General features: G+C 54.5%; 20 protein-coding genes. 14 read left to right on the top strand and 6 right to left on the bottom strand.

The window, feature by feature from the left end:
* Positions 1-21: 21 nt before the first annotated feature.
* Entirely contained in the window at positions 22-324 is a 303-nt protein-coding gene (locus AUQ43_RS13280) for a hypothetical protein (protein ID WP_062956719.1), read from the bottom strand.
* A gap of 407 nt (positions 325-731) precedes the next feature.
* Between AUQ43_RS13280 and AUQ43_RS13275 the strand changes: the two genes are divergently transcribed.
* From AUQ43_RS13275 to phoB, 6 genes are all read left to right on the top strand, one after another.
* Positions 732-1,766 (top strand): PstS family phosphate ABC transporter substrate-binding protein, encoded by a 1,035-nt coding sequence (locus AUQ43_RS13275; RefSeq protein ID WP_062956718.1) that lies wholly within the window; start codon positions 732-734, stop codon positions 1,764-1,766.
* Positions 1,767-2,165: 399 nt separating this feature from the next.
* Positions 2,166-3,545, top strand: coding sequence for a phosphate ABC transporter permease subunit PstC (gene pstC / locus AUQ43_RS13270; protein ID WP_062956717.1), 1,380 nt, complete (start codon positions 2,166-2,168; stop codon positions 3,543-3,545).
* Positions 3,538-4,887, top strand: coding sequence for a phosphate ABC transporter permease PstA (gene pstA / locus AUQ43_RS13265; RefSeq protein ID WP_062956716.1), 1,350 nt, complete (start codon positions 3,538-3,540; stop codon positions 4,885-4,887). Before pstC ends, pstA begins: the two co-directional genes overlap by 8 nt.
* Position 4,888: 1 nt before the next feature.
* Positions 4,889-5,692: a phosphate ABC transporter ATP-binding protein PstB gene (gene pstB, locus AUQ43_RS13260; protein WP_084272103.1), complete on the top strand. Its 804-nt coding sequence runs from the start codon at positions 4,889-4,891 to the stop codon at positions 5,690-5,692.
* Between the two features lie 22 nt (positions 5,693-5,714).
* Positions 5,715-6,437, top strand: coding sequence for a phosphate signaling complex protein PhoU (gene phoU / locus AUQ43_RS13255; RefSeq protein WP_062956715.1), 723 nt, complete (start codon positions 5,715-5,717; stop codon positions 6,435-6,437).
* Positions 6,438-6,454: 17 nt separating this feature from the next.
* Entirely contained in the window at positions 6,455-7,153 is a 699-nt protein-coding gene (gene phoB / locus AUQ43_RS13250; RefSeq protein ID WP_062956714.1) for a phosphate regulon transcriptional regulator PhoB, read from the top strand.
* A 79-nt stretch (positions 7,154-7,232) separates the two neighbouring features.
* On the opposite strand, the gene AUQ43_RS13245 is transcribed toward phoB, so the two are convergent.
* Entirely contained in the window at positions 7,233-8,996 is a 1,764-nt protein-coding gene (locus AUQ43_RS13245; protein WP_062956713.1) for a cation:proton antiporter, read from the bottom strand.
* Between the two features lie 330 nt (positions 8,997-9,326).
* Here AUQ43_RS13245 and AUQ43_RS13240 point away from each other — a divergent pair, with 330 nt between their 5' ends.
* The 6 genes from AUQ43_RS13240 (at position 9,327) to AUQ43_RS13215 (ending at position 15,295) form a co-directional block, all read left to right on the top strand.
* A complete protein-coding gene (locus AUQ43_RS13240; RefSeq protein ID WP_062956712.1) occupies positions 9,327-10,289 on the top strand; it encodes a calcium/sodium antiporter in 963 nt (320 codons plus the stop codon).
* A gap of 66 nt (positions 10,290-10,355) precedes the next feature.
* Positions 10,356-11,126: an SDR family oxidoreductase gene (locus tag AUQ43_RS13235; RefSeq protein WP_062957303.1), complete on the top strand. Its 771-nt coding sequence runs from the start codon at positions 10,356-10,358 to the stop codon at positions 11,124-11,126.
* Positions 11,127-11,228: 102 nt separating this feature from the next.
* Positions 11,229-11,669, top strand: coding sequence for a dihydroneopterin aldolase (gene folB / locus AUQ43_RS13230; RefSeq protein WP_084272102.1), 441 nt, complete (start codon positions 11,229-11,231; stop codon positions 11,667-11,669).
* 477 nt (positions 11,670-12,146) lie between these two features.
* Positions 12,147-14,084, top strand: coding sequence for an excinuclease ABC subunit UvrC (gene uvrC, locus AUQ43_RS13225; protein WP_114129774.1), 1,938 nt, complete (start codon positions 12,147-12,149; stop codon positions 14,082-14,084).
* 163 nt (positions 14,085-14,247) lie between these two features.
* Positions 14,248-14,799, top strand: coding sequence for a CDP-diacylglycerol--glycerol-3-phosphate 3-phosphatidyltransferase (pgsA, locus tag AUQ43_RS13220; protein WP_062956711.1), 552 nt, complete (start codon positions 14,248-14,250; stop codon positions 14,797-14,799).
* 37 nt (positions 14,800-14,836) lie between these two features.
* The gene (locus AUQ43_RS13215) at positions 14,837-15,295 is read left to right on the top strand and encodes a molybdenum cofactor biosynthesis protein MoaE (protein WP_062956710.1); all 459 of its coding nucleotides are present in this window, start codon (positions 14,837-14,839) and stop codon (positions 15,293-15,295) included.
* 46 nt (positions 15,296-15,341) lie between these two features.
* On the opposite strand, the gene AUQ43_RS13210 is transcribed toward AUQ43_RS13215, so the two are convergent.
* The 4 genes from AUQ43_RS13210 to AUQ43_RS13195 all read right to left on the bottom strand — a co-directional run bounded on the left by AUQ43_RS13210 (position 15,342) and on the right by AUQ43_RS13195 (position 18,698).
* Complete coding sequence (locus tag AUQ43_RS13210) at positions 15,342-15,629, bottom strand: hypothetical protein (RefSeq protein ID WP_062956709.1); 288 nt, start codon at positions 15,627-15,629, stop codon at positions 15,342-15,344.
* Positions 15,630-15,643: 14 nt separating this feature from the next.
* Entirely contained in the window at positions 15,644-16,480 is an 837-nt protein-coding gene (locus tag AUQ43_RS13205; protein WP_062956708.1) for a hypothetical protein, read from the bottom strand.
* Positions 16,481-16,887: 407 nt separating this feature from the next.
* Positions 16,888-17,535, bottom strand: coding sequence for a methionine biosynthesis protein MetW (gene metW, locus AUQ43_RS13200; protein ID WP_084272101.1), 648 nt, complete (start codon positions 17,533-17,535; stop codon positions 16,888-16,890).
* 2 nt (positions 17,536-17,537) lie between these two features.
* A complete protein-coding gene (locus tag AUQ43_RS13195) occupies positions 17,538-18,698 on the bottom strand; it encodes a homoserine O-acetyltransferase (protein WP_062956707.1) in 1,161 nt (386 codons plus the stop codon).
* A gap of 209 nt (positions 18,699-18,907) precedes the next feature.
* Between AUQ43_RS13195 and AUQ43_RS13190 the strand changes: the two genes are divergently transcribed.
* The gene (locus AUQ43_RS13190; protein ID WP_232310672.1) at positions 18,908-19,780 is read left to right on the top strand and encodes a chorismate mutase; all 873 of its coding nucleotides are present in this window, start codon (positions 18,908-18,910) and stop codon (positions 19,778-19,780) included.
* A 51-nt stretch (positions 19,781-19,831) separates the two neighbouring features.
* A complete protein-coding gene (gene hisC, locus AUQ43_RS13185) occupies positions 19,832-20,929 on the top strand; it encodes a histidinol-phosphate transaminase (RefSeq protein ID WP_062956705.1) in 1,098 nt (365 codons plus the stop codon).
* Position 20,930: the final 1 nt, after the last annotated feature.

Here is a 20,930-nt window from a genome sequence, read left to right as displayed (position 1 = left end):
CGGATGACGGGGGATGGTCGCTTATTCTTCTTCCTTGCCAAGCAGGCTTTGCGCAATGCCTTCGGCAGCGGAACTTTCGCTGGCGTCTTCGGCATAGGCAGCTGTCTTGTCACGAATCCATTTAAGGGCTTCGGCTTCGTCGATATCGACTTTCTTTGCGACCAGCGACAGGACCGCCTCAATGGCGAGAACATGCGATGCCACGTTGTTCACCGCGATATGCAGATCATCAATATGGCGCGAAGCGGCCTCTGACATATCTCCGAGTTCACCAGATAACTTCTGGATCAGTTCCTGAATCTCATCGAGTGAGGCGTTGCTCATGTTTTGCTCCTGTTTTGGCTGCGCACGCGCGCGGCAAGTATGTATCCCTTATGCCCAACAGTTGCGTGGAAATGGCGCCATGTAAAGGACTTGCTGGCAATTGCCCCCAATTCAGCGCCAAAACCCGTGCCCCGAGCCATGGTTTCGGGAAATGTGACAGTTTTTGTTACAGCCTGTCGCAAACAATGTGTGTTTTGCCGTGTTGGAACGAAAATTCGGTATTTTCAAGCGCACGTTGTTTAATGTTAAGACGTTGATTTAAAATGAATTTTGTGTCGGTTTTTACCGCTCTGATACGTTGTCACATAACGTTAACAAAAGCGACACAATACCGTAAGCACCCAGCGTTAGAGTCCGCCTCGCAGATCGTTGCACCGTTCCGAAGTGGAACAACCATTGGGGAATTTATGATGAAGAAGACTCTTGCTGTTGCGGCGCTGATGAGCGTTGCCTTTGCTGGCGCTGCCGAAGCACGCGACCAGATTCGTATCGTTGGTTCGTCCACCGTCTTCCCGTTTGCAACTGCGGTTGCAGAAGAATTCGGTAAAACCACCTCTTTCAAGACGCCGGTTATTGAATCGACCGGTTCTGGCGGTGGTCTGAAGCTGTTCTGTGCCGGTGTTGGCGAACAGCACCCGGACATCACCAACGCTTCGCGTCGCATCAAGAAGTCCGAAGTTGAAAAATGCGCTGCAAACGGCATTTCGGAAGTTACCGAAGTTAAAGTTGGTTACGACGGTATTGTTCTGTCGAACTCCAACGCTGCCCCGCAGCTTGACCTGACCAAAGAGCAGATCTTCCTTGCTCTGGCAAAAACCGTTCCGTCCAAAGACGGCAAGTCGCTCGTAGACAACTTCTACACCACCTGGTCGGAAATCGACCCGAGCCTGCCGGACGTTAAAATCGAAGTTCTCGGCCCGCCGCCGACCTCCGGTACCCGTGACGCCTTCACCGAGCTGGTACTCGAAGAAGCTTGCGAAGAGTTCCCGGTTATCGCCGCTCTTGAAGAAACCAACAAAGACCAGTTCAAAGCTGTCTGTGCTGGCGTTCGTGAAGACGGTGGTTATGTTGAAGCAGGCGAGAACGACAACCTGATCGTTCAGAAGCTTGAAGCAAACCACGATGCCCTTGGCATCTTCGGCTTCTCCTTCCTTGACCAGAACGGCGACAAGCTCCAGGGCTCCATGATTGCCGGTGTTGCTCCGACCTTCGAAGCAATCTCTGCTGGTGATTACCCGGTTTCCCGTTCGCTGTACTTCTACGTGAAGAACGCGCACGTTGGCACCATCCCGGGCATCAAGGAATATCTGGCTGAATTCACCGCCGACAAAGCTTGGGGTGACGAAGGTTACCTTGCTGACCGCGGTCTCATCCCGATGGATGCAGCAGAGCGTGAAGCCGTACGCAACGTAGCGATGAACCTTTCGCCGCTGAGCATGTAACGCGATCTTTCAACCGGTGGCAGCCTTTTCTGCCACCGGTTTCTTCAGGTTCAGAACCCATGAATTTGATTTGAATGGCAGACGTTATATTTGTAAAATCCAAGGAAAATCCCGCGGGGCGGGTTGGTATCCCGGCCAAGGGGTTTGACGTCGGAGTTTGCAAATATAACGCCTGTCCTTCGGATTAACCTGATTTGCACGGGCTACTTTGTCGTAAAACCTTGCAAGATATTAATCTTCCTGCGGCTTTGCTCCGCGTATCCGCACAAATCAGGTTAACCATAAAAACCAAATTCATGGGTTCTGAGCCTGATCATTGCTTGATTTGTTTATTGTTTCTGTCCTATTGGCCTCACGAACTGACCTTTGCAGGCTCATCTGGCGAACGGATCTAATATAATGTCCCTGTCTTTCCTGTTGCTCGCGGTTGCCGCACTTTGCGCGCTGTCCTTTTATTTTGGACGCCAGCGGGCCGTAGCGCTCTCGGGCGGCCGACACAGCAATCTTCATTCCTTGCCGGTTCACTACGGGGCCTATACAGCAGCCTGGTGCGGGCTTCCCGCGCTGTTTTTGCTTTTGATCTGGTATTGTTTTCAGGGATCAGTGATCGAAGCCCTGATCGTTTCAGATCTACCACAGGAAATTGTCAGTGACTCCGGTCGCCTGTCGCTTGCGCTTAACTCTATTTCACTGATTGCTGACGGAAATGGTCAGCATCTGACGGTCGAACCGGAAATTGTTGATGCCGGTCGCCGTCTTGCCAACATTCAGACGATTGCCAATGCCGCTCTTGTCGTCGTGATGCTGAGCGGCGCTGTGCTTGGCCTGTCGCTGTCATATCGCAAAATCACCGCAGACATGCGGGCGCGCAACAATATCGAACGCATCGCGCGCTATGTGATGATTGCCTGCTCGGCGATTGCGATCCTGTCGACCGTCGGCATCGTCTTTTCGCTACTGTTCGAAGCACTGCACTTCTTTACCAAGATCAACCCGCTTGAGTTCCTGTTTGGTCTGGAATGGAGCCCGCAAACTGCCATTCGTGCCGATCAGGTTGCCTCTGAGGGGGCCTTTGGTGCGATCCCGCTCTTTGTCGGCACGCTTCTGATTACCCTGATTGCCATGTGCGTGGCCGTTCCGATCGGCCTGTTTTCGGCAATTTATATGGGCGAATATGCATCGCCGAAATTCCGCGCGGTGGCCAAGCCCGCACTTGAAATTCTCGCGGGTGTGCCGACGGTTGTTTATGGCTTCTTTGCTGCGCTGACCGTGGCTCCGTTCCTGCGTGATAACGGGGCGATCCTTGGTCTTGATGTCAGCTCCGAAAGCGCGTTGGCGGCTGGTCTTGTCATGGGTGTGATGATCATTCCGTTTGTTTCGTCACTGTCTGATGACGTCATGTCGCAGGTGCCGAAATCCCTGCGCGATGGTTCTTACGGTTTGGGCGCAACCAAATCCGAAACCATCCGCAACGTGATTTTCCCGGCCGCACTTCCGGGTATTGTCGGTGCGGTTCTGCTGGCAGTGTCTCGTGCGATTGGTGAAACCATGATTGTGGTGATGGCGGCTGGTCTTGCGGCAAACATGACGGCAAACCCGCTTCAGGCTGTTACGACCGTTACCGTGCAGATCGTGACCCTTCTGGTCGGGGATCAGGAGTTTGACAGTGCAAAAACCCTTTCGGCCTTTGCGTTGGGGCTGGTTCTTTTCCTTGTCACCTTGGGCTTGAACGTATTTGCCCTTAAGGTTGTTCAGAAGTATCGCGAGAAATATGACTGATATGGCATCTCTTATGGAAGACAGAGCTGCGGCCAAGGTGATCTCTGACAATCTGCGTAAGCCGGTTGACTGGGATAGTCCGAAGATTGCGCGTCAAATCAAAAAACGTTACGCCGCTGAACGCCGCTTTAAAATGTATGGCCTGGTTGCGATCGGTATCGCGCTTCTGGCCCTGTTCGTTCTGGTGTTTTCGATTGGATCAAAAGGCTACAGCGCCTTTTACCAGACCTATGTCCAGCTCGAAATTACCTTTGATCCGGCGGTCATTGATCCCGAAGGGACCGGTGACCCGGACGTGATTGGTCGTGCGAACTTTGATGGCCTCATCAAACAGGCCTTGCGGGAACGTTTCCCGGATGTGACCTCGCGCAGTGAAAAGCGAAACCTTTATGGCATCGTTTCAGGTGGTGCATCTTATGACCTGCGCGAACGGGTTCTCGAAAATCCGAGCCTGATTGGCCAAACGCGCACCATCTGGCTGATCTCGGGTGACGACTTCGATATGCTCAACAAGGGCTATATTGATCCCACCGTCGATGAAGGCGACCGTCGCCTCAATGATCAGGAAGTAAGCTGGTATAACCAGCTGGTCGAAGCCGGTGCGGTGGAAAAACAGTTCCACTCCCGCTTCTTTACCAGTGGGGATTCCCGCGAACCGGAACTTGCCGGGATTTGGGGGGCGGCTGTCGGGTCGTTCTATACCCTGCTGGTGACGCTTGCGCTGTCCTTCCCGATTGGTGTTCTGGCTGCGGTCTATCTCGAAGAGTTCGCACCGAAGAACCGCTTCACCCAGATTGTCGAGGTCAATATCAACAACCTGGCGGCCGTGCCGTCCATCGTGTTTGGTCTGCTGGGGCTTGAGGTTTACCTTAATGTCATGCATTTGCCGCGTTCGGCCCCGGTCGTCGGTGGTCTGACGCTCGCACTCATGACCTTGCCAACCATCATCATTGCCTCGCGTGCAGCGATCAAGGCGGTGCCACCGTCGATCCGGCAGGCCGCACTTGGTCTTGGCGCATCACCGGTTCAGACCGTGACCCATCATGTCCTGCCGCTTGCCATGCCGGGCATTCTGACCGGCACGATCATTGGCATGGCGCAGGCATTGGGTGAAACCGCACCGCTTCTGATGATCGGTATGGTGGCCTTTATTGTCGATATCCCGGGCGGGGCTCTTGACCCGGCAACGGTTCTGCCGGTGCAGATCTATCTGTGGGCAGACAGCCCGGAACGTGCCTTTGTCGAGAAAACCTCGGCTGCGATTATGGTGTTGCTGGCCTTCCTTGTCCTGATGAATGGACTGGCTGTGTATCTGCGCAAAAAATTTGAACGGAAGTGGTAAAATGGCTGCTGTATCCCAGAGCGCAATGACGGCAGAGCCGTCGGTCGAAAAACCGAAAATGACCGCGCGTAACCTTGATCTTTTCTATAGCGATAATCAGGCCCTTTATGAGGTCAACCTTGATATCGCCGAACAGCAGGTGACCGCGCTGATCGGCCCGTCGGGCTGTGGTAAATCCACCTTCCTGCGCTGCCTGAACCGGATGAATGACACGATTGACGGTGTCACCCTCAAGGGCGAAGTCACCCTTGATGGCCGCGATATTTATGACAAGCGCATTGACGTGGTTCAGCTGCGTGCGCGCATCGGTATGGTGTTCCAGAAACCGAACCCGTTCCCGAAAACCATCTATGACAATGTGGCCTATGGCCCGCGTATTCATGGTCTGGTCAATTCGCGCGATGAACTTGACGAAATCGTCATGACCTCGCTTGAACGTGCCGGTCTTCTCAAGGAAGTCAAAGACCGCTTGCAGTCGCCTGCAACCGGTCTTTCCGGTGGTCAGCAGCAGCGTCTTTGCATTGCGCGTGCGGTGGCCGTCAGCCCGGAAGTCATCCTGATGGATGAGCCATGTTCGGCACTTGATCCGATTGCGACCGCCAAGGTCGAGGAACTGATCGATGAGTTGCGTTCGAACTACACGATTGTGATCGTCACCCACTCCATGCAGCAGGCTGCCCGTGTGTCGCAGCGCACCGCGTTCTTCCATCTTGGCAAGCTGGTTGAAGTTGGCGAAACCGATCAAATCTTTACCAACCCGAAGGACGAACGCACCAAGGGTTACATTACCGGCCGCTTCGGTTAAGCGACACCAGGAGTACGCATAAATGGCTGAAGATCATACCCATATCGTAAGTTCGTTCGACGAGGAACTGACCCGTCTGAACAACATCATTTCGCAGATGGGCGGGCTTGCCGAAAGCCAGCTTATTTCGTCGATCCGTTCCATCGTTAAACGCGATTCCGAGTTGGCCGAGAAAGTCATTCTGTCCGATCAGCGCATCGACGTTCTTGAACAGGAAGTACAGGACTTTGCCGTCCGTCTTCTGGCCCTGCGTCAGCCGATGGCAGATGACCTGCGTCAGGTCGTTACGGCCCTTAAGCTGTCAAACGATCTTGAACGCATCGGTGACTTGGCAAAGAACATCGCCAAACGCGCACAGGTTCTGAACCAGATCCCGCCGATCCGTCCGGTTCAGGCGATCCCGAACATGGCCAAGCTGGCCCAGGAAATCATCAAGGATGTTCTGGACGCCTATATCGAAAGCGACGCCGAAAAGGCCCACCGGGTTTGGGAACGCGATCAGGAAGTGGACGACATGTACAATTCGCTGTTCCGCGAATTGCTGACCTACATGATGGAAGATCCGCGCAACATTACCGCGTCGACCCATCTGTTGTTCATCGCCAAGAACATCGAACGTATTGGCGACCACGCCACCAACATCGCCGAGACGATCTATTACCGGATCAAGGGCGAAGACCTGCCGGGGATTGATCGGCCCAAAAACGACGCTGCGAATTTCGCGGTCGTCGAACCGAATGAGTGACACTGGAGCATAGGAAGATGGACCCAACGGTTCTTATCGTCGAGGACGAGGCTGCAATCGTAACCATGTTGCGCTACAACCTCGAACGAGAGGGGATGCAGGTTGTCGAAGCCGGAGACGGTGACGAAGCGTTGAAAATTCTGGCAGAAACCCATGTCGATCTTGTTTTGCTCGACTGGATGCTGCCGGTGATGTCGGGTATCGAAGTCTGCCGCCAGATCCGTCGCAAACCTGAAAGCCGCGATTTGCCGGTGATCATGGTTACGGCCCGTGGCGAAGAAGGCGACCGTATCCGCGGTCTTGATACCGGGGCTGATGACTATGTCACCAAGCCGTTTGCCATTGGTGAATTGCTGGCCCGCATCCGCGCTTTGCTACGCCGGTCTGGTCCGGCGCAACCACAGGGGCAGTTGATCTATTCCGATATCGAAATGGATCTCGCCGCCCATCGTGTCAGTCGCAACGGCAAGGCCATCCATCTTGGCCCGACGGAATTCCGTCTTTTGCGCTATTTCCTGGAACATCCGGGGCGTGTTTTCTCGCGCGAACAGCTGCTTAACGCTGTTTGGGGCCCGAACATCTATGTCGAAACCCGCACGGTTGATGTTCACATCCGCCGCCTGCGCAAGGCGCTGAACGACGTCAAGGGCACGCGCGATATCATCCGCACCGTCCGTGCGGCCGGTTATGCACTGGATGCAGAAACTGCCGTCTAAACGTCATTTTCCCGACCGACGTCATCAAAAACCCCCGTTGCATGTCGCAACGGGGGTTTTTGTTTCGTCCTGTTGATGATCAGGACTTGTCCTTGGTGGTGCTGTCCTTGGTGCCGCTTTCCTTGGCATCCCCGCTGGTCTGTTTGCGCTGCATGCGCGGGGCCAGTTCGTTCATCAACAACATATCCGCGCGGCGGAACTTGGCGATTTCCGCATCGATATCTTCTTGTGGCACGTCGCAGGCGGCCAAAACATGATCGGATAACCGCAACCCGGTTTCGAGAACTTCGGGAATGGCGGCATCTGCCCCATGGCGTGACAGCGGCCCGATATGGGTGATGTCCTGCGCACGGGCAAAGATCTTCAGATGCGGGTAATGTTGTCGCAAAAGGGCAACGGTTTTTTCCGTGGCATGCGGGTTCCCCATGGCAACAACCGCAATTTTTGCCTCATCCGTGTGTGCAGCCCGGAAAGTTTCCGGTCTCGACCCGTCGGCAAAGTAAACTGGCAGGCCTTCGGCACGCCCGCGTGAAACCTGTTGTGCGTCACTATCAAGGACAAGAAACGGGATGTTGCGCGTTTTGAGCAACCGCGCCAGAACCCGGCCAACACGGCCGCTGCCGATTACCAGAACATGCTGGTGAATGCCTTCGGATTCCTCGGAAATCTTGCCAAGCTGGTCTTCTTCTTTGGGATGCAGCTTTTCCTCGATCTTGTGGCCCAGGCTGATCAGGGTCGGGGTCAGCGCCATCGAAATCGCCACCACCGGGATCAGCATCGCCGCAATATCAAGCGGCACCGCCCCGTTTTGCGCGGCCAGTGCAAACATCACAAAGGCAAATTCGCCGCCCGCCGCAAGGCTAAGCGCAACACGAATGGCAGAACCGGTTTCAAACTTGATCGCGCGTGCCAGAACAAAAAGCACAGCCGTCTTGATCACCAGCAGCAACACCAGCCACATCATGATGGTGCCAAATTCGTTGTAGACCACGTCGACATTGACCGACATGCCCACCGACATGAAGAACAGCGACAGGAACACACCACGGAACGGCGCAATGTCGGCTTCGATCTGATGGCGGAATTCGGTTTCGGCCAGCATCACGCCGGCAATAAAGGCGCCAAGCGCCATGGAAAGCCCGGACACTTCGGTAAGTGTGCTGGCCGCCAGAACGACAAACAGTGTGCCGATGGCAAACAGTTCCGGATTTTTAAGAGAGGCGATATAGCGAAACAGACGTGGCAACAAATAACGCCCGACCAGCAACAGCAAGGCAACCGCCCCGAAACCAAGCAGGATGCTGATCCACGGGCTTGTTTCCGTCCCCGCATCGCCTGCGGCCTGCACCATGATCAGGAACGGGCCAACCGCCACGTCCTGCAAAAGCAGGATGGCAAGGGCCGCGCGCCCGAACCGGGTGTTGAGCTGCCGGTCATCCGAAAGCTGTTTGAGGATGATGGCCGTTGATGACAATGCCAGTGCGCCTGCAATGACCAGCGCGGTCGGCAGGGCAAATTCCATGACGATCATCAGGCCCAGAAGGGCAAGCATCGAAACAAGTATCTGAAACAGCCCAAGTGCGGCAAACCGCCCGCCAATAACGCGCAATCGTTCGCGCGACAGTTCCAAACCGATCATGAACAGCAGAAAAACAACGCCAAGTTCTGCAACCGTGGAGATGTCTTCACGTTCACTAATCAGGCCAAAGCCGAACGGGCCGATAAAGAAACCACCAATCAGAAAGCCGATGATCGAATTGGCACGCAGCTTGTGAGCGATGGGCACCGCAATGATTGCGGCAGTCAGAATAAGGAACAGCTCGAACAGGACGCTGTGATGCATGGCGAAAAACGATCCGGAAGGCGGTCAAACAGTCACTGGGTTTCAGGCCCCGTAGTCAGGGCTTAAATATCTGAAAATAACGAGAATAACAGGATAACGAAAATAACCCTGCCAGTCGTGGGTAAATTTAGCGCAATTGCGAAATTCACAGAACGTGCACCAGAACAGTACACATCCCCGTGAATGCGAAATGCCATAAGACGTCCGGGACATGTGGGCAGGTCGTGAAGAATGTCATCTTCTGATGGCTTGCCATCCGGTCTGCCAAATGCCATCTTCCGCGAGCCCGATCAAGGGCCGGTTTAATCGCTTTTCAGACGAGCATATATTTTGGAACAGCTTATCCCCTATCTTCAGATCGTCGCAGGCCTTGTCTTATTGACGGCGGGTGGTGAATTTATTGTGCGGGGTGCGGTTGGTCTGGCCCTTTTGCTGGGCGTTTCCAAGGTGATTGTCGGTTTGACGATTGTGGCGGCTGGTACGTCGGCACCCGAATTTGTCGTATCCCTGAACGCGGCACTCAAAGGCACGGCCGATATCGCCATGGGCAACGTGGTTGGCTCCAACATCGCCAATATTTTGCTTATTCTCGGGGCGGTTGCCTTGCTCAAGCCTGTGGCGGCCGCGCGCGTCACGGTTGTTCGAGATGGTGGTACCATGTTGCTGGGCACGGTGCTTTTCATCGGGTTGTGCATGTTTGGCGTGATCGAACGCTGGGCCGGGGCGGTCATGCTCTGTGTATTGGCTGCGATCTGGTACTTTACCTATCAGCATGACAAAAATTCACCCAGTGATGCCAGCCATCTGCACGAAGAAGAAGTCGATGAAATTGGTGAAAAACCCAAAGGCTGGATCAAACCGATCATCGCGACCCTGATCGGTATTGTCGGTTTGATGCTCGGTGCGGACTGGTTGGTTGAAGGCGGGGTAACCGTGGCCCGTCAGTTTGGCGTGTCCGAGGCCGTTATTGGTCTGACCCTGGTGGCATTCGGAACCTCATTGCCGGAACTCGCAGCCTCGGTTGTTGCTGCTTTCCGCGGGCATGCCGATGTTGCACTTGGCAACGTGTTTGGATCGAACCTTTTGAACCTGCTTGTTATTATTGGTGGTGTTTCGCTGATCGCCCCGATCCCGGTGCCTGAACAGATCATGAATTCCGATATCTGGATCATGTTGGCGGTTACGGTCCTGTTGCTTCTGGTGGCTTATGCCTTGCGCAAGATTTCGCGCATCACCGGCATTGCATTCGTGATCGCCTATCTGGTCTATGTCTTCCAACTTGTCGTAGCATAGTCAGTTCAATCAGTTCCCGGCTGGTCAGTCACCGGACGGGACCATATGGTAAGGATCGAGGCAGCAATGACAGGTCAATTTCCAAAGACGGCTTTGATTACCGGCGCGGCAAAGCGCATTGGCCGGGCGCTGAGCCTTGATCTGGCGCGGCAGGGGTATGACATCGCCCTTCATTGCAACAGTTCGAAAAGCGATGCCGAAGCGCTGGCCGCCGAGATACGTGATCTTGGTCGGCGGGCCTGTGTTGTTTCGGCCGATCTCACCAACGAAGAAGATACCCACCGCCTTGTCGCAGATGCCGTCAAACAGCTTGGCCCGATTGGCGTTCTGATTAATAACGCCTCGACCTTTGAATTTGATGACGTCGGCAGTGCGACGCGCGACAGTTGGGATCTGCATATGGAAACCAATTTGCGTGCGCCGTTTGTCCTTTCGCAGCAATTTTCCCGGCATCTGCCAGACGACTGCAAGGGCGCGATCCTGAACCTGATTGATCAGCGCGTATGGAATCTGACGCCGCATTTCATGACCTATACCTTGTCAAAGGCCGGTCTTTGGACCCTGACCCAGACGCTGTCGCTGGCTTTGGCCCCGAAAATTCGGGTGAATGCCATCGGACCGGGGCCGGCACTGCCTAGTAGCCGACAAACACAGGAAGATTTCGACGCGCAATGTGCCAAAACGCCCCTGAAAATAGGGACAAATCCGCAAGAGATTTGCGACGCGGTTCGATTTTTCCTTGCCGCGCCGGCCATCACCGGGCAAATGTTAGCGCTTGACGGCGGGCAGCACCTTGATTGGGCGCCCAGTGGCGAAGAAGACAAGCCAGTCGAATGATGCCCGGCGGTGATCTGTGAAATCACAGCCTGACATCGGGCCGGACATGTGTGGTTCTGTTGATCAAACCGCACAGGAAAGCAGCACAAGGAAGACCGGAATATGACCGCAGGCCTTAAAAAGGATGCCAAAGTTACGACATTGCCATTTGCCGATCTGCCCCATGCTGATCTGGCAGGCAGTCTGCGCCGTGTCTTCGTGCGTGACATGATCATTCACACCTCTATCGGGGTGTATGAACATGAAAAAGAAGCGCCGCAACGCGTTCGAATCAATCTTGATCTGGAAGTACTTGAAGGGGATGGCGTTCAGAATGACGACATCACCACCGTGCTCAGCTACGAAGATCTGGTTGTCGGCACGCGCCGCATTTGCCAGGACGGTCACACAAACCTTGTGGAAACCCTTGGGGAAAAACTCGCCGATATGTGCCTTGCCGATCCGCGCGTGCAAAAGGTGATCGTCAGGGTTGAAAAGCTTGATGTTTTTGAAGACGTCACAGCGGTTGGTGTAGAAATCGAACGCCACAATATCGCGCGCTGATCTGCATCGTCTCTCGCCAAAAAATTTACTTTTTCGAACCGGTATCACAAGGGACTCTTTGATTCCTATGGCCCGAATCGCGATTGTGCTTATGCACAAGCATCTGGCGCATGTGAATCAAAGGAAAATATTCAATTTTTACGACTCTATTACCGAATGATTTCAGGTTGACAGTATTTTTATTGATGAATTTCAATTACTTAGCTGTTTTGCTCAATAATTGAGCACTTCACAGAACGTTAAGACTCTCAAGGGGTGTAGGAAGTCACCCCCCGATTACCCACATAGTTATCCACAGTCTTGGTGGACATCTTTTTTGGCATGGCGATTCCCCCTGATGGTATTGCGATGTTAATCTTTTCAGCTATGTTCCAAAGCGCGCCTGCCTGTGACGACCGTCACAACTTTGAATGTATTTTAGGGTCTATTGCAGCTCGCTTGAACCGCAACAGATTCTGGTGATTGTGGAGTGCCTTGATGAAGCCACCTGTTTCCTCCGAAAACCCGACCGGGTATGACACCCCGAGGCGGGAAATCGGTTTGTCGCTTGATGGTGATAAAATCGACGGTGGGGCAGCACGCGGGGTGGAGGCGATCAAAAATGCGCTGAAAACCATGCCGGGCTCGGCTGGTGTCTATCGCATGATCGATGACAAGGACCGCGTTCTTTATGTCGGCAAGGCCAAGAACCTCAAGAAACGCGTGGTGGCCTATACCCGCATCATGCAATTGCCGATCCGCATTGCCCGCATGGTGGCCCAGACGGTGCGGATGGAAATCATCACCACCCATACCGAGGCCGAGGCGCTTCTTCTTGAATCCAACCTGATCAAGAAGCTCAAACCGCGCTACAACATCCTGCTGCGCGATGACAAAAGCTTCCCGTACATCCTGATCACCGAAGATCACGACTATCCGCGCATCGTCAAACATCGCGGCGCGCGCGCCAAGGATGGCAGTTGCTTTGGCCCGTTTGCCTCGGCCTGGGCGGTGAATAACACCATCAACCATCTGCAACGCGCCTTTTTGCTGCGCTCTTGCACCGATGGCGTGTTTTCCAACCGGTCGCGTCCCTGTTTGCTTTATCAAATCAAACGTTGTGCAGCACCCTGTGTCGATCGCATTTCCAAGCCGGATTATGACGAGCTTGTTGATATCTGCCGCGACTTTTTGACCGGGCGCAGCCAGAAAATCCTCAAGCAGCTCGAAGCCGACATGATGGATGCATCCGAAAAGATGGAATTCGAACAGGCTGCGATGTATCGCGACCGTATCCGCGCGCTCAGCCAGATCCGCTCCCATCAGGATATCAACCTCGAAGGTGTCGAGGAGGCCGATGTCATCGCGCTCCATCAGGAAGGCGGGCAAAGCTGTGTGCAGGTCTTCTTCTTCCGTTCGGGCTCGAACTATGGCAACCGGTCCTACTTCCCGCGCCATGAACAGTCTGCTGAAATTCCCGAAATCCTGTCGGCCTTTGTCGGGCAGTTCTATGCCGACAAACCCGCCCCCAAGCAGGTCTTTCTGTCACACGAAATCGAAGGCCAGGAACTGGTGGAAAACGCGCTTGCGATCAATAACGACCGCAAGATCGAATTGCTCGTACCCAAGCGCGGCGGCAAGCGCAAGCTGGTCGAGCATGCGTTGACCAATGCCAAGGATGCCTTGGGGCGCCGTCTGGCCGAGAGTGCGACACAGCGCAAGCTGCTTGAAGATCTGGCCGACAAGCTTGATCTCGAAAGCACGCCGGAACGCATCGAAGTTTATGATAACTCCCACACGCAAGGCACCAACATGGTCGGTGGCATGATTGTCGCCGGACCCGAAGGCTTCATGAAAAACGCCTATCGCAAATTCAACATCAAGGGCGATATCGCGCCGGGTGATGATTTTGCCATGATGCGTGAAGTCCTGACCCGTCGTTTCGCGCGGGCACAAAAAGAAGACCCGGATCGCGAAAACGGCACATGGCCGGACCTGTGCCTGATTGATGGTGGTTTGGGGCAGCTTGGCGTGGCGCGCGAAGTGCTTGAAGATCTCGGGATCGAAGACGTCATGCTGGTTGGTGTCGCCAAGGGTGTTGATCGCAATGCCGGCAAGGAAGTGCTGCACATCCCCGGCAAGGCCCCGGTACGTCTCGATATGAAAGACCCGGTGCTTTATTTCATTCAGCGCCTACGTGACGAAGCCCATCGTTGGGCGATTGGCACCCATCGCGCCAAACGCGCCAAACAGATCGGCAAAAGCGTTCTGGATTCGGTGCCCGGTGTTGGGGGTGCGCGCAAAAAGGCGCTCCTGCATCATTTCGGCTCTGCGCGCGGGGTCGCGGATGCCGGTCTGGCTGACTTGGAAGCCGTCGATGGCATCAGTGCGGCACTCGCCCGAAAGATTTATGATCATTTCCACGACGAAAAGTGATCACTTTCGCGCCTGAATATTGCGATAGCGAACAATGGGAAAGCAGCCCTTGTGGTAAGCGCTTCAAGCCATTAATAATTGCGCGGCTTTGGGCGGTGATGTGCCCCATGCCATGACTAAACCCGTGACGTCATCGCCATAAAATCCATCAAACAGGCCGCTTATGAAAAACCAGATTCCCAATCTGCTGACCATGTCGCGCATATTCGTAATCCCGGCGCTGATCGCGTCGTTTTACATCAATGGTCCGGTTGGCAACTGGGTCGGCTTTGCCCTGTTTGCCTTTGCCGGGGTGACCGATTTCTTTGACGGCTATCTGGCGCGCTCGATGAATGTGGTATCCCCACTTGGTCGGTTCCTTGATCCGATTGCCGACAAGCTTCTGGTGGCGGCAGCCTTGATGATGATGGTGGCGTTCGAACGCATTTCCGGTTTTGCGGTATTGCCCGCGGTCATTATCATGTGCCGCGAAATCATGGTGTCGGGCCTGCGCGAACATCTGGCCGAGATTAAAGTGCCGTTGCCAGTCACCGTGCTTGCCAAATGGAAAACCACGGCACAGATTCTGGCCATCGGCTTCCTTCTGGTTGGTGATGCATCGCCTGAATTGATTCCCTCGATCCTGATTGGTGATATCCTGCTATGGATTGCCGGGATCGTCACGGTCCAGACCGGCTATATTTATCTTCGGACCGGCCTTAAGCATCTCGACTAGGGCTTGGCCCCAACTCACCCAATCCGGGACGGCGACCATGTCACGCGTTTCTGTTCAGCAACATGATTTTGACCCAGGAGTCGAGCTTTCGGCCCTGACCGATGGTCGTACCGATATCGGGGCGGCGGTCAGTTTTGTCGGGCTGGTGCGCGATATTCATGGTGGGGAAAGTGTCTCGGCCCTGACGCTTGATCATTATCCCGGCATGACCGAACGCGAACTGGAAAAGATCGCGGATGAGGCTGCAGATCGTTGGCCGCTTGACGACATCCGCATCGTTCATCGCTTTGGCCGCATGCTGCCCGGTGAACGCATTGTTCTGGTGATTGTTCTGTCCGCCCATCGTCGTGCGGCGTTTGAGGCCTGCGACTTCATCATGGATTTCCTTAAAACCCGCGCCCCCTTCTGGAAACGCGAAGAAAGCCCGGACGGTGGCGATAAATGGGTTACGGCAAAGGCATCTGACGATGCCGATGCCGACCGCTGGCAACAGTAGCAACCTTCCACCCAAGCCACGCCGAACAGATTTTGGCTGCCTGACCCTAGACAAAGGTAACCAGGATCGATGCCAGTTTTGTCAGTGTTTGCTGCAAGGTGGCGGCAGAATTAATCTGCTCGCGCAGTTCCCGCATTCTGGTGACATCTTCGGCGGTCACCACGACACCTGCCTTAAGTTGCCGGGTTTCCAGTTTTTCAACAAGCTTGCGGGCCTCTTCGACTTTGGGCCGCAGGGTCAGTGCTTCGTTGATATCAGCACTTTGCAGCGCGACAACCGCATTCTGATAGGCAAGTCGGGCTTCGGTGATGAGTTCGTTAAGATGATCAGACATATCGGCCTCCTTTGCTACTGCGTTGCGGTTTCGATCAGGTCAGTGCCGTGGCTGAGCAGTTCCTCCGCCGAGAGATCGTTAATGTTGTCAACAAGGGTGATGCCTTCTTCGACGGCCTTTATCAGGGATGCGACATCAAGTTTGGCGTAGTTATCAATCTGTGTCTGAAGCTTGGCGCCAAGTGTGGATGCGCTAATGAAATGGCGCAGCGTCGTTGACTGCAGTTCCTGTTCGGCTGCCATCAGGGATTGCCAACTTTGCAGCCAAAGCTCATAGCGCAGCTTTTTGGCTGCGGCATCGTCATTGTCATCAGCACGGATCGCGTTAAGCTGTGCCACCAGTGTCGCGCGCCGATTGAGGTATTGTGGCGGGGTTTCCTGCAGGTTTTTGGTGATGCTTGCCAGTTGCTGGCGCAACTTTTTCAGGATCGGACCGGAGTTGGTAACTGCCGATGCACCAAGGGCGGACCCGCCTTCGATATTGTCAAAGATCGCGACAAATTCCTGATATTGCTGACGCAAACTGGCAAGGGTCGCCTTCCATTCGGAACTGTTGCCAACCGTGCCGCTGCTGGCGTTTCGGTCAACCAGTGCTTCAACGTTTGCAGGTGTCACGGAACTGTTGAACGTTTCCATGTTGTTGAGGAATTCAGCGCGCTTTTCGTCGGCTGATTTCGCGAAAGGCTCAAACTGTGCGCTTTGCGCCGTGCCATAGGCGTCAAAGGCGGATTCAGTTGCCGTTCCGAACTGCGTTGCCGAAAGTTTCAGCATCTCGGCCTTTTGCGAGCAGGCCGCAAGAAGTCCGACAAAGCAGATAACCAGTGTTCTTGATGCGAAATCACGTAATGCCATGCGCGCCCCCTTTGAGATGAATGACAGCCTAGGGTCAGGACCTGTTTGTTTCGTCCGAACAGTTGATCCGAAGAGCAGAGATTTTATTTGTGAACTGCGCCGTCAAAACCTTTGTGGGGATGTCAACATGCCTGGCGGGCTTTTTTCCGGATTTCACAAATATAAGCTCTGCCATTCCAATCGAATTGACAGGTCCTGACCCTGCTGACGTGTCAGCAGGGTATTTGTGACCTATCAATCAGGTGGCAGACGGAGGCAGCGATTTTTCAAATCAAGGATTAATCTGGAGGCGGCCGTCCATAGGCAACCGTTCCGTAACGCGCCTGCGTCACGGATAGATGATAATATGAATCACATCTTATTCAACCAAAAGGTGATATTTGGGCGGATTGCTAGCCGAAATGAACTTATTTGCTCAGCATGAACAAGGCCTGATTGCCCAAGAAATTGGAAAACCGGGTTTGGCTGCCGAGGCTGAGTTTTGATCCGCTTTCATTGAGAACCATCGATCGTTCAATCGTCAGATTCATTTCTTCGCACAGCGCGACGAAGTCCAGAACCGTGCAGAAATGGATGTTTGGCGTCTCGTACCACATGATCGGCAGGTTGGGGTTTTGCGGCATCCGACCGCGAAACATCAGGTCAAACCGTGCGCGCCAATGCCCGAAATTCGGAAAGGACACAATCGCCTGCTTGCCGATGCGCAGCAGCTCCGACAACACTTCCTTGGGACGCTGGGTCGCCTGAAGCGTTTGACTGAGAATGGCATAGTCAAACGCACCATCGGGATAATCGCCCAGATCACGGTCGGCATCGCCCTGCATCACCGGCAGGCCCTGTGCGACGCAGTTGCGCACCCCTTCGTTGGACAGTTCAAGACCGCGACCATCAACCTTTTTGGTGCGCGTCAGATAGCCCAGAAGTTCACCGTCGCCGCAGCCGATATCGAGTACACGGGTCCCCGGATCGATCATGTCGGCAATCAGCTGCAGATCGACACGGATGCGGTCGCTATGCGCAGGTACGTCAGCGCCGTTTGACATCGTTTCTTCCATGATTATTTCAGTCCCCGACCTTCGGCAGCACCTTCGATAAAGCCGCTTAGCACCATGTGGAAATCCGGTTCATCAAGCAAGAACGCGTCATGGCCCTTGTCGCTTTCGATTTCCACACAACTGACATTGCACGATGCGGCATTGAGTGCATGCGCAACGATGCGGCTCTCAGCCGTGGTAAAGCACCAGTCACTTGAAAACGACACAACGCAGAACCGGGTTTTGCAGCCCTGAAACGCCTCGGCAAGGCGTCCGTCATATTCAAGCGACAGATCGAAATAATCCATCGCACGCGTGATATAGAGATAGCTGTTGGCATCAAACCGGTCGACGAAGCTTTTGCCCTGATGGCGCAAGTAACTTTCGATCTGAAAGTCATTGTCGAAGCTATAGGTGATCGCACCGCGGTTCTGAAGCTTGCGGCCGAATTTGCGATGCAGGGCCGGCTGCGACAGATAGGTGATGTGCGCGGTCATGCGCGCAACTGCCAGCCCACGGGACGGTTTCTTGCCTTCAAGCAGATAGTTGCCCCCACACCAGTCCGGGTCGGCCATCACGGCCTGACGCCCGACTTCGTGGAAAGCGATGTTTTGCGCCGAATGGCGGAAAGAGGTCGCAATCGGGGCCGCGGCATAGACACGCTCCGGATAGCTTTTGCACCATTCAAGAACCTGCATGCCGCCCATCGAGCCGCCAATAACCGCAAACAGCATATCAATGCCAAGCGCATCAATCAGCATGGTCTGGGCGCGCACCATGTCGGCAATGGTAATGACCGGGAAATCAAGGCCCCACGGCTTGCCGGTTTCGGGATTGACGTCCTTGGGACCGGTGCTGCCAAGGCAGCCGCCAATCACATTGCTGCAGATCACGAAATACTTGTCGGTATCAATGATCTTGCCCGGACCCACAATTTCGGACCACCAACCGGCTTTTCCTGTGATCGGGTGCACGTCATCGGCGACATATTGGTCACCTGTCAGCGCATGACAGACCAGAATCGCGTTGGATTTATCCGCATTCAGTTCGCCATAGGTCTGATAGGCCAGCGTGAAGGGGCCAAATTCCACACCGCTATCAAGGCGCAGCTTTTCCGTTTCGCCGAGCACCATGTGGTGACCGGGAAGCGGTGGGCGCTTTTTTGTATTGGTCGCGGTGGACATATTCGGTTGGTATCCCTGTTATCTGACGTTTTTTTGCACAATCGGGCTGCGGACTGCGCAGCGGGTGCCGGGTTTGGTGAAAATTCCCTTGCTCTAGCTATGAAGCAGAGCCGGTGTTAGTCAATCTTTTCTTTGCATTTCTGCGGCCCTGTCCTAATACTGTGCGCCGTTCAAAAGAAGAGTAGATTATGGCGTCTGACGATAAAAATTTGGCAAATCTTGACCTGGATGACCTGCGCGGAGAGATCGACGAGATCGATCAGGCGCTGCAGTCGCTGATCATCCGCCGGACAAAGGTTGTGCAGGCTGTCGGTGCCTATAAGGACCGGATGATCGCCGCTGGTGGCAAGGTAAAGGTCCCGTATCGCCCGGCACGCGAAGCCCGCATCATGCGCACATTGGTTGAACGCCATGAAGGGGCCTTTCCGAAAACCGCCCTGATCCAGATCTGGCGCGAAATGATCGCCGCCGGTACGCGCCTTGAAGCGCCCTATACGGTTGCGCTTTGCCGCAATGCCGACGGGGTGGATTGCTGGGAACTGGCACGGCTGAATTTTGGCTGCCTGAACGAGATTATCGAGTTTGATACCCCGCGTGAAGCATTTGGCGCGCTTGAAGAAGGCCGTGCGGCTGTCGGGGTGTTTCCCAAGCCCGAACTGGGCGAAGCCATGCCATGGTGGACCAACCTGACTGAACAAAGTGCGGTCCGTGTCGTATCCAAATTGCCGTTTGGTGGTCGTCCTGTCGGACGGGGTGAGCAGACCGAAGGGTTCGTTCTGGCCGCGATTGAGCTTGAAGACAGTGGAGACGACCGGACTCTGTTTGTTGTCAGCCTGTCGAAAGAGATTTCGATGGATACGGTGCGCAAAAAAATTGCGGATGCTATCGACGGATCGGTAATCCTTGGCTTTTCTGACGAAACGGCATCGGATCGGCGTTTTGTGCTTGTTGATGTGCCGGGATTCTTTTGTAATCGCGCCAATGCGTTTCAGGCGACACTGGATGCACAGGGCCTTCGCCCCGAAAGTTTACGCGTCGTGGGTGCCTATGCCGTGCCGATTGCTGAAGACGCACTGAGTTAAATACGCTTGGTGGTCATGACTGGCCACCGTTTCCCTTGGGAGAACTACCTGATGTCTGCGCCCACCCCACGCCCCGGAATTCTTGATATTGCGCCGTATAAAGGCGGCAAATCCAGTGCTGACAGTGCTCAGCGCGTGATCAAATTGTCTTCGAACGAAGGCGCACTTGGCCCGAGCCCCAAGGCCATGGAAGCCCTGCGGAACACGGCAACCCGTTTGCATCGTTATCCGGATGGTGGTTGCGACGTTCTGCGTCACAAGCTGGCTGAGAAATACGGTCTGGAATTTGATCAGCTTATTTGCGGCAACGGGTCTGATGAAATCCTGACGCTTTTGATCCGTGCCTATGCCGGTCCGGGGGATGAAGTTCTGTATTCGGAACATGGTTTCCTGATGTATCCGATCGCGACCATGGGGGTTGGTGCAACCCCTGTGACCGCCAAGGAAACCAACATGACCACCGATGTTGATGCCCTGTTGGCTGCGGTCACCGACAAGACCAAAATCGTGTTTGTCGCCAACCCGAACAACCCGACGGGCACTTATATTTCGGACGCGGAAATGAAGCGCCTGCGTGATGGTCTGCGCGATGACATCGTTCTGGTGGTCGATGCGGCCTATGCCGAATTCATGACCGGTCAGGAAGATTATTCCGCCGGTGAAGAGCTTGTAAAAGCAGGCAACAACACGGTGATGACCCGGACATTTTCCAAGATCTATGGTCTTGGTGGCATTCGTCTGGGCTGGTGCTATGCGCCGCCGGCGATTGCTGATGTCCTGCACCGTTTGCGCAATCCGTTCAACGTGCCGCTGCCAACTCAGGAAGCCGGGGCTGCAGCCCTTGATGATGATGATTTCGTCAATGAATGCGTACGCCACAATGCCGAAACGCTTTCGTGGTTCCGCGACGAGGTGAACGCGATTTCGGGCCTTAAGGCACATCCGAGCTATGGCAACTTCGTTCTGGTCGAGTTCCCGGCAGAAGACGGCAAGAACGCAGATGCCGCCAATGATTTCATGATGGCGCGTGGCGTGATTCCGCGCAAAATCGGTGCCTATGGCCTGCCGCAGATGCTTCGTATCTCTATTGGTACGAAGGAAGAAATGGAAATCTGCCTGCAGACCATCAAAGACTTTGTGAACGCATAAA

Origin of the sequence: Thalassospira sp. MCCC 1A01148 (assembly GCF_001613795.1) — a bacterium.
In the GTDB taxonomy this organism is placed as follows: Bacteria; Pseudomonadota; Alphaproteobacteria; order Rhodospirillales; family Thalassospiraceae; genus Thalassospira.
This window is presented reverse-complemented; position numbering and strand designations above follow the sequence as displayed.

Bases quoted from the DNA above. Each gene is read 5' to 3' on its own strand.
- AUQ43_RS13280 (WP_062956719.1), bottom strand. From the start codon at position 324: ATGAGCAACGCCTCACTCGATGAGATTCAGGAACTGATCCAGAAGTTA.
- AUQ43_RS13275 (WP_062956718.1), top strand. From the start codon at position 732: ATGATGAAGAAGACTCTTGCTGTTGCGGCGCTGATGAGCGTTGCCTTT.
- pstC (WP_062956717.1), top strand. From the start codon at position 2,166: ATGTCCCTGTCTTTCCTGTTGCTCGCGGTTGCCGCACTTTGCGCGCTG.
- pstA (WP_062956716.1), top strand. From the start codon at position 3,538: ATGACTGATATGGCATCTCTTATGGAAGACAGAGCTGCGGCCAAGGTG.
- pstB (WP_084272103.1), top strand. From the start codon at position 4,889: ATGGCTGCTGTATCCCAGAGCGCAATGACGGCAGAGCCGTCGGTCGAA.
- phoU (WP_062956715.1), top strand. From the start codon at position 5,715: ATGGCTGAAGATCATACCCATATCGTAAGTTCGTTCGACGAGGAACTG.
- phoB (WP_062956714.1), top strand. From the start codon at position 6,455: ATGGACCCAACGGTTCTTATCGTCGAGGACGAGGCTGCAATCGTAACC.
- AUQ43_RS13245 (WP_062956713.1), bottom strand. From the start codon at position 8,996: ATGCATCACAGCGTCCTGTTCGAGCTGTTCCTTATTCTGACTGCCGCA.
- AUQ43_RS13235 (WP_062957303.1), top strand. From the start codon at position 10,356: ATGACAGGTCAATTTCCAAAGACGGCTTTGATTACCGGCGCGGCAAAG.
- folB (WP_084272102.1), top strand. From the start codon at position 11,229: ATGACCGCAGGCCTTAAAAAGGATGCCAAAGTTACGACATTGCCATTT.
- uvrC (WP_114129774.1), top strand. From the start codon at position 12,147: ATGAAGCCACCTGTTTCCTCCGAAAACCCGACCGGGTATGACACCCCG.
- pgsA (WP_062956711.1), top strand. From the start codon at position 14,248: ATGAAAAACCAGATTCCCAATCTGCTGACCATGTCGCGCATATTCGTA.
- AUQ43_RS13215 (WP_062956710.1), top strand. From the start codon at position 14,837: ATGTCACGCGTTTCTGTTCAGCAACATGATTTTGACCCAGGAGTCGAG.
- AUQ43_RS13210 (WP_062956709.1), bottom strand. From the start codon at position 15,629: ATGTCTGATCATCTTAACGAACTCATCACCGAAGCCCGACTTGCCTAT.
- AUQ43_RS13205 (WP_062956708.1), bottom strand. From the start codon at position 16,480: ATGGCATTACGTGATTTCGCATCAAGAACACTGGTTATCTGCTTTGTC.
- metW (WP_084272101.1), bottom strand. From the start codon at position 17,535: ATGGAAGAAACGATGTCAAACGGCGCTGACGTACCTGCGCATAGCGAC.
- AUQ43_RS13195 (WP_062956707.1), bottom strand. From the start codon at position 18,698: ATGTCCACCGCGACCAATACAAAAAAGCGCCCACCGCTTCCCGGTCAC.
- hisC (WP_062956705.1), top strand. From the start codon at position 19,832: ATGTCTGCGCCCACCCCACGCCCCGGAATTCTTGATATTGCGCCGTAT.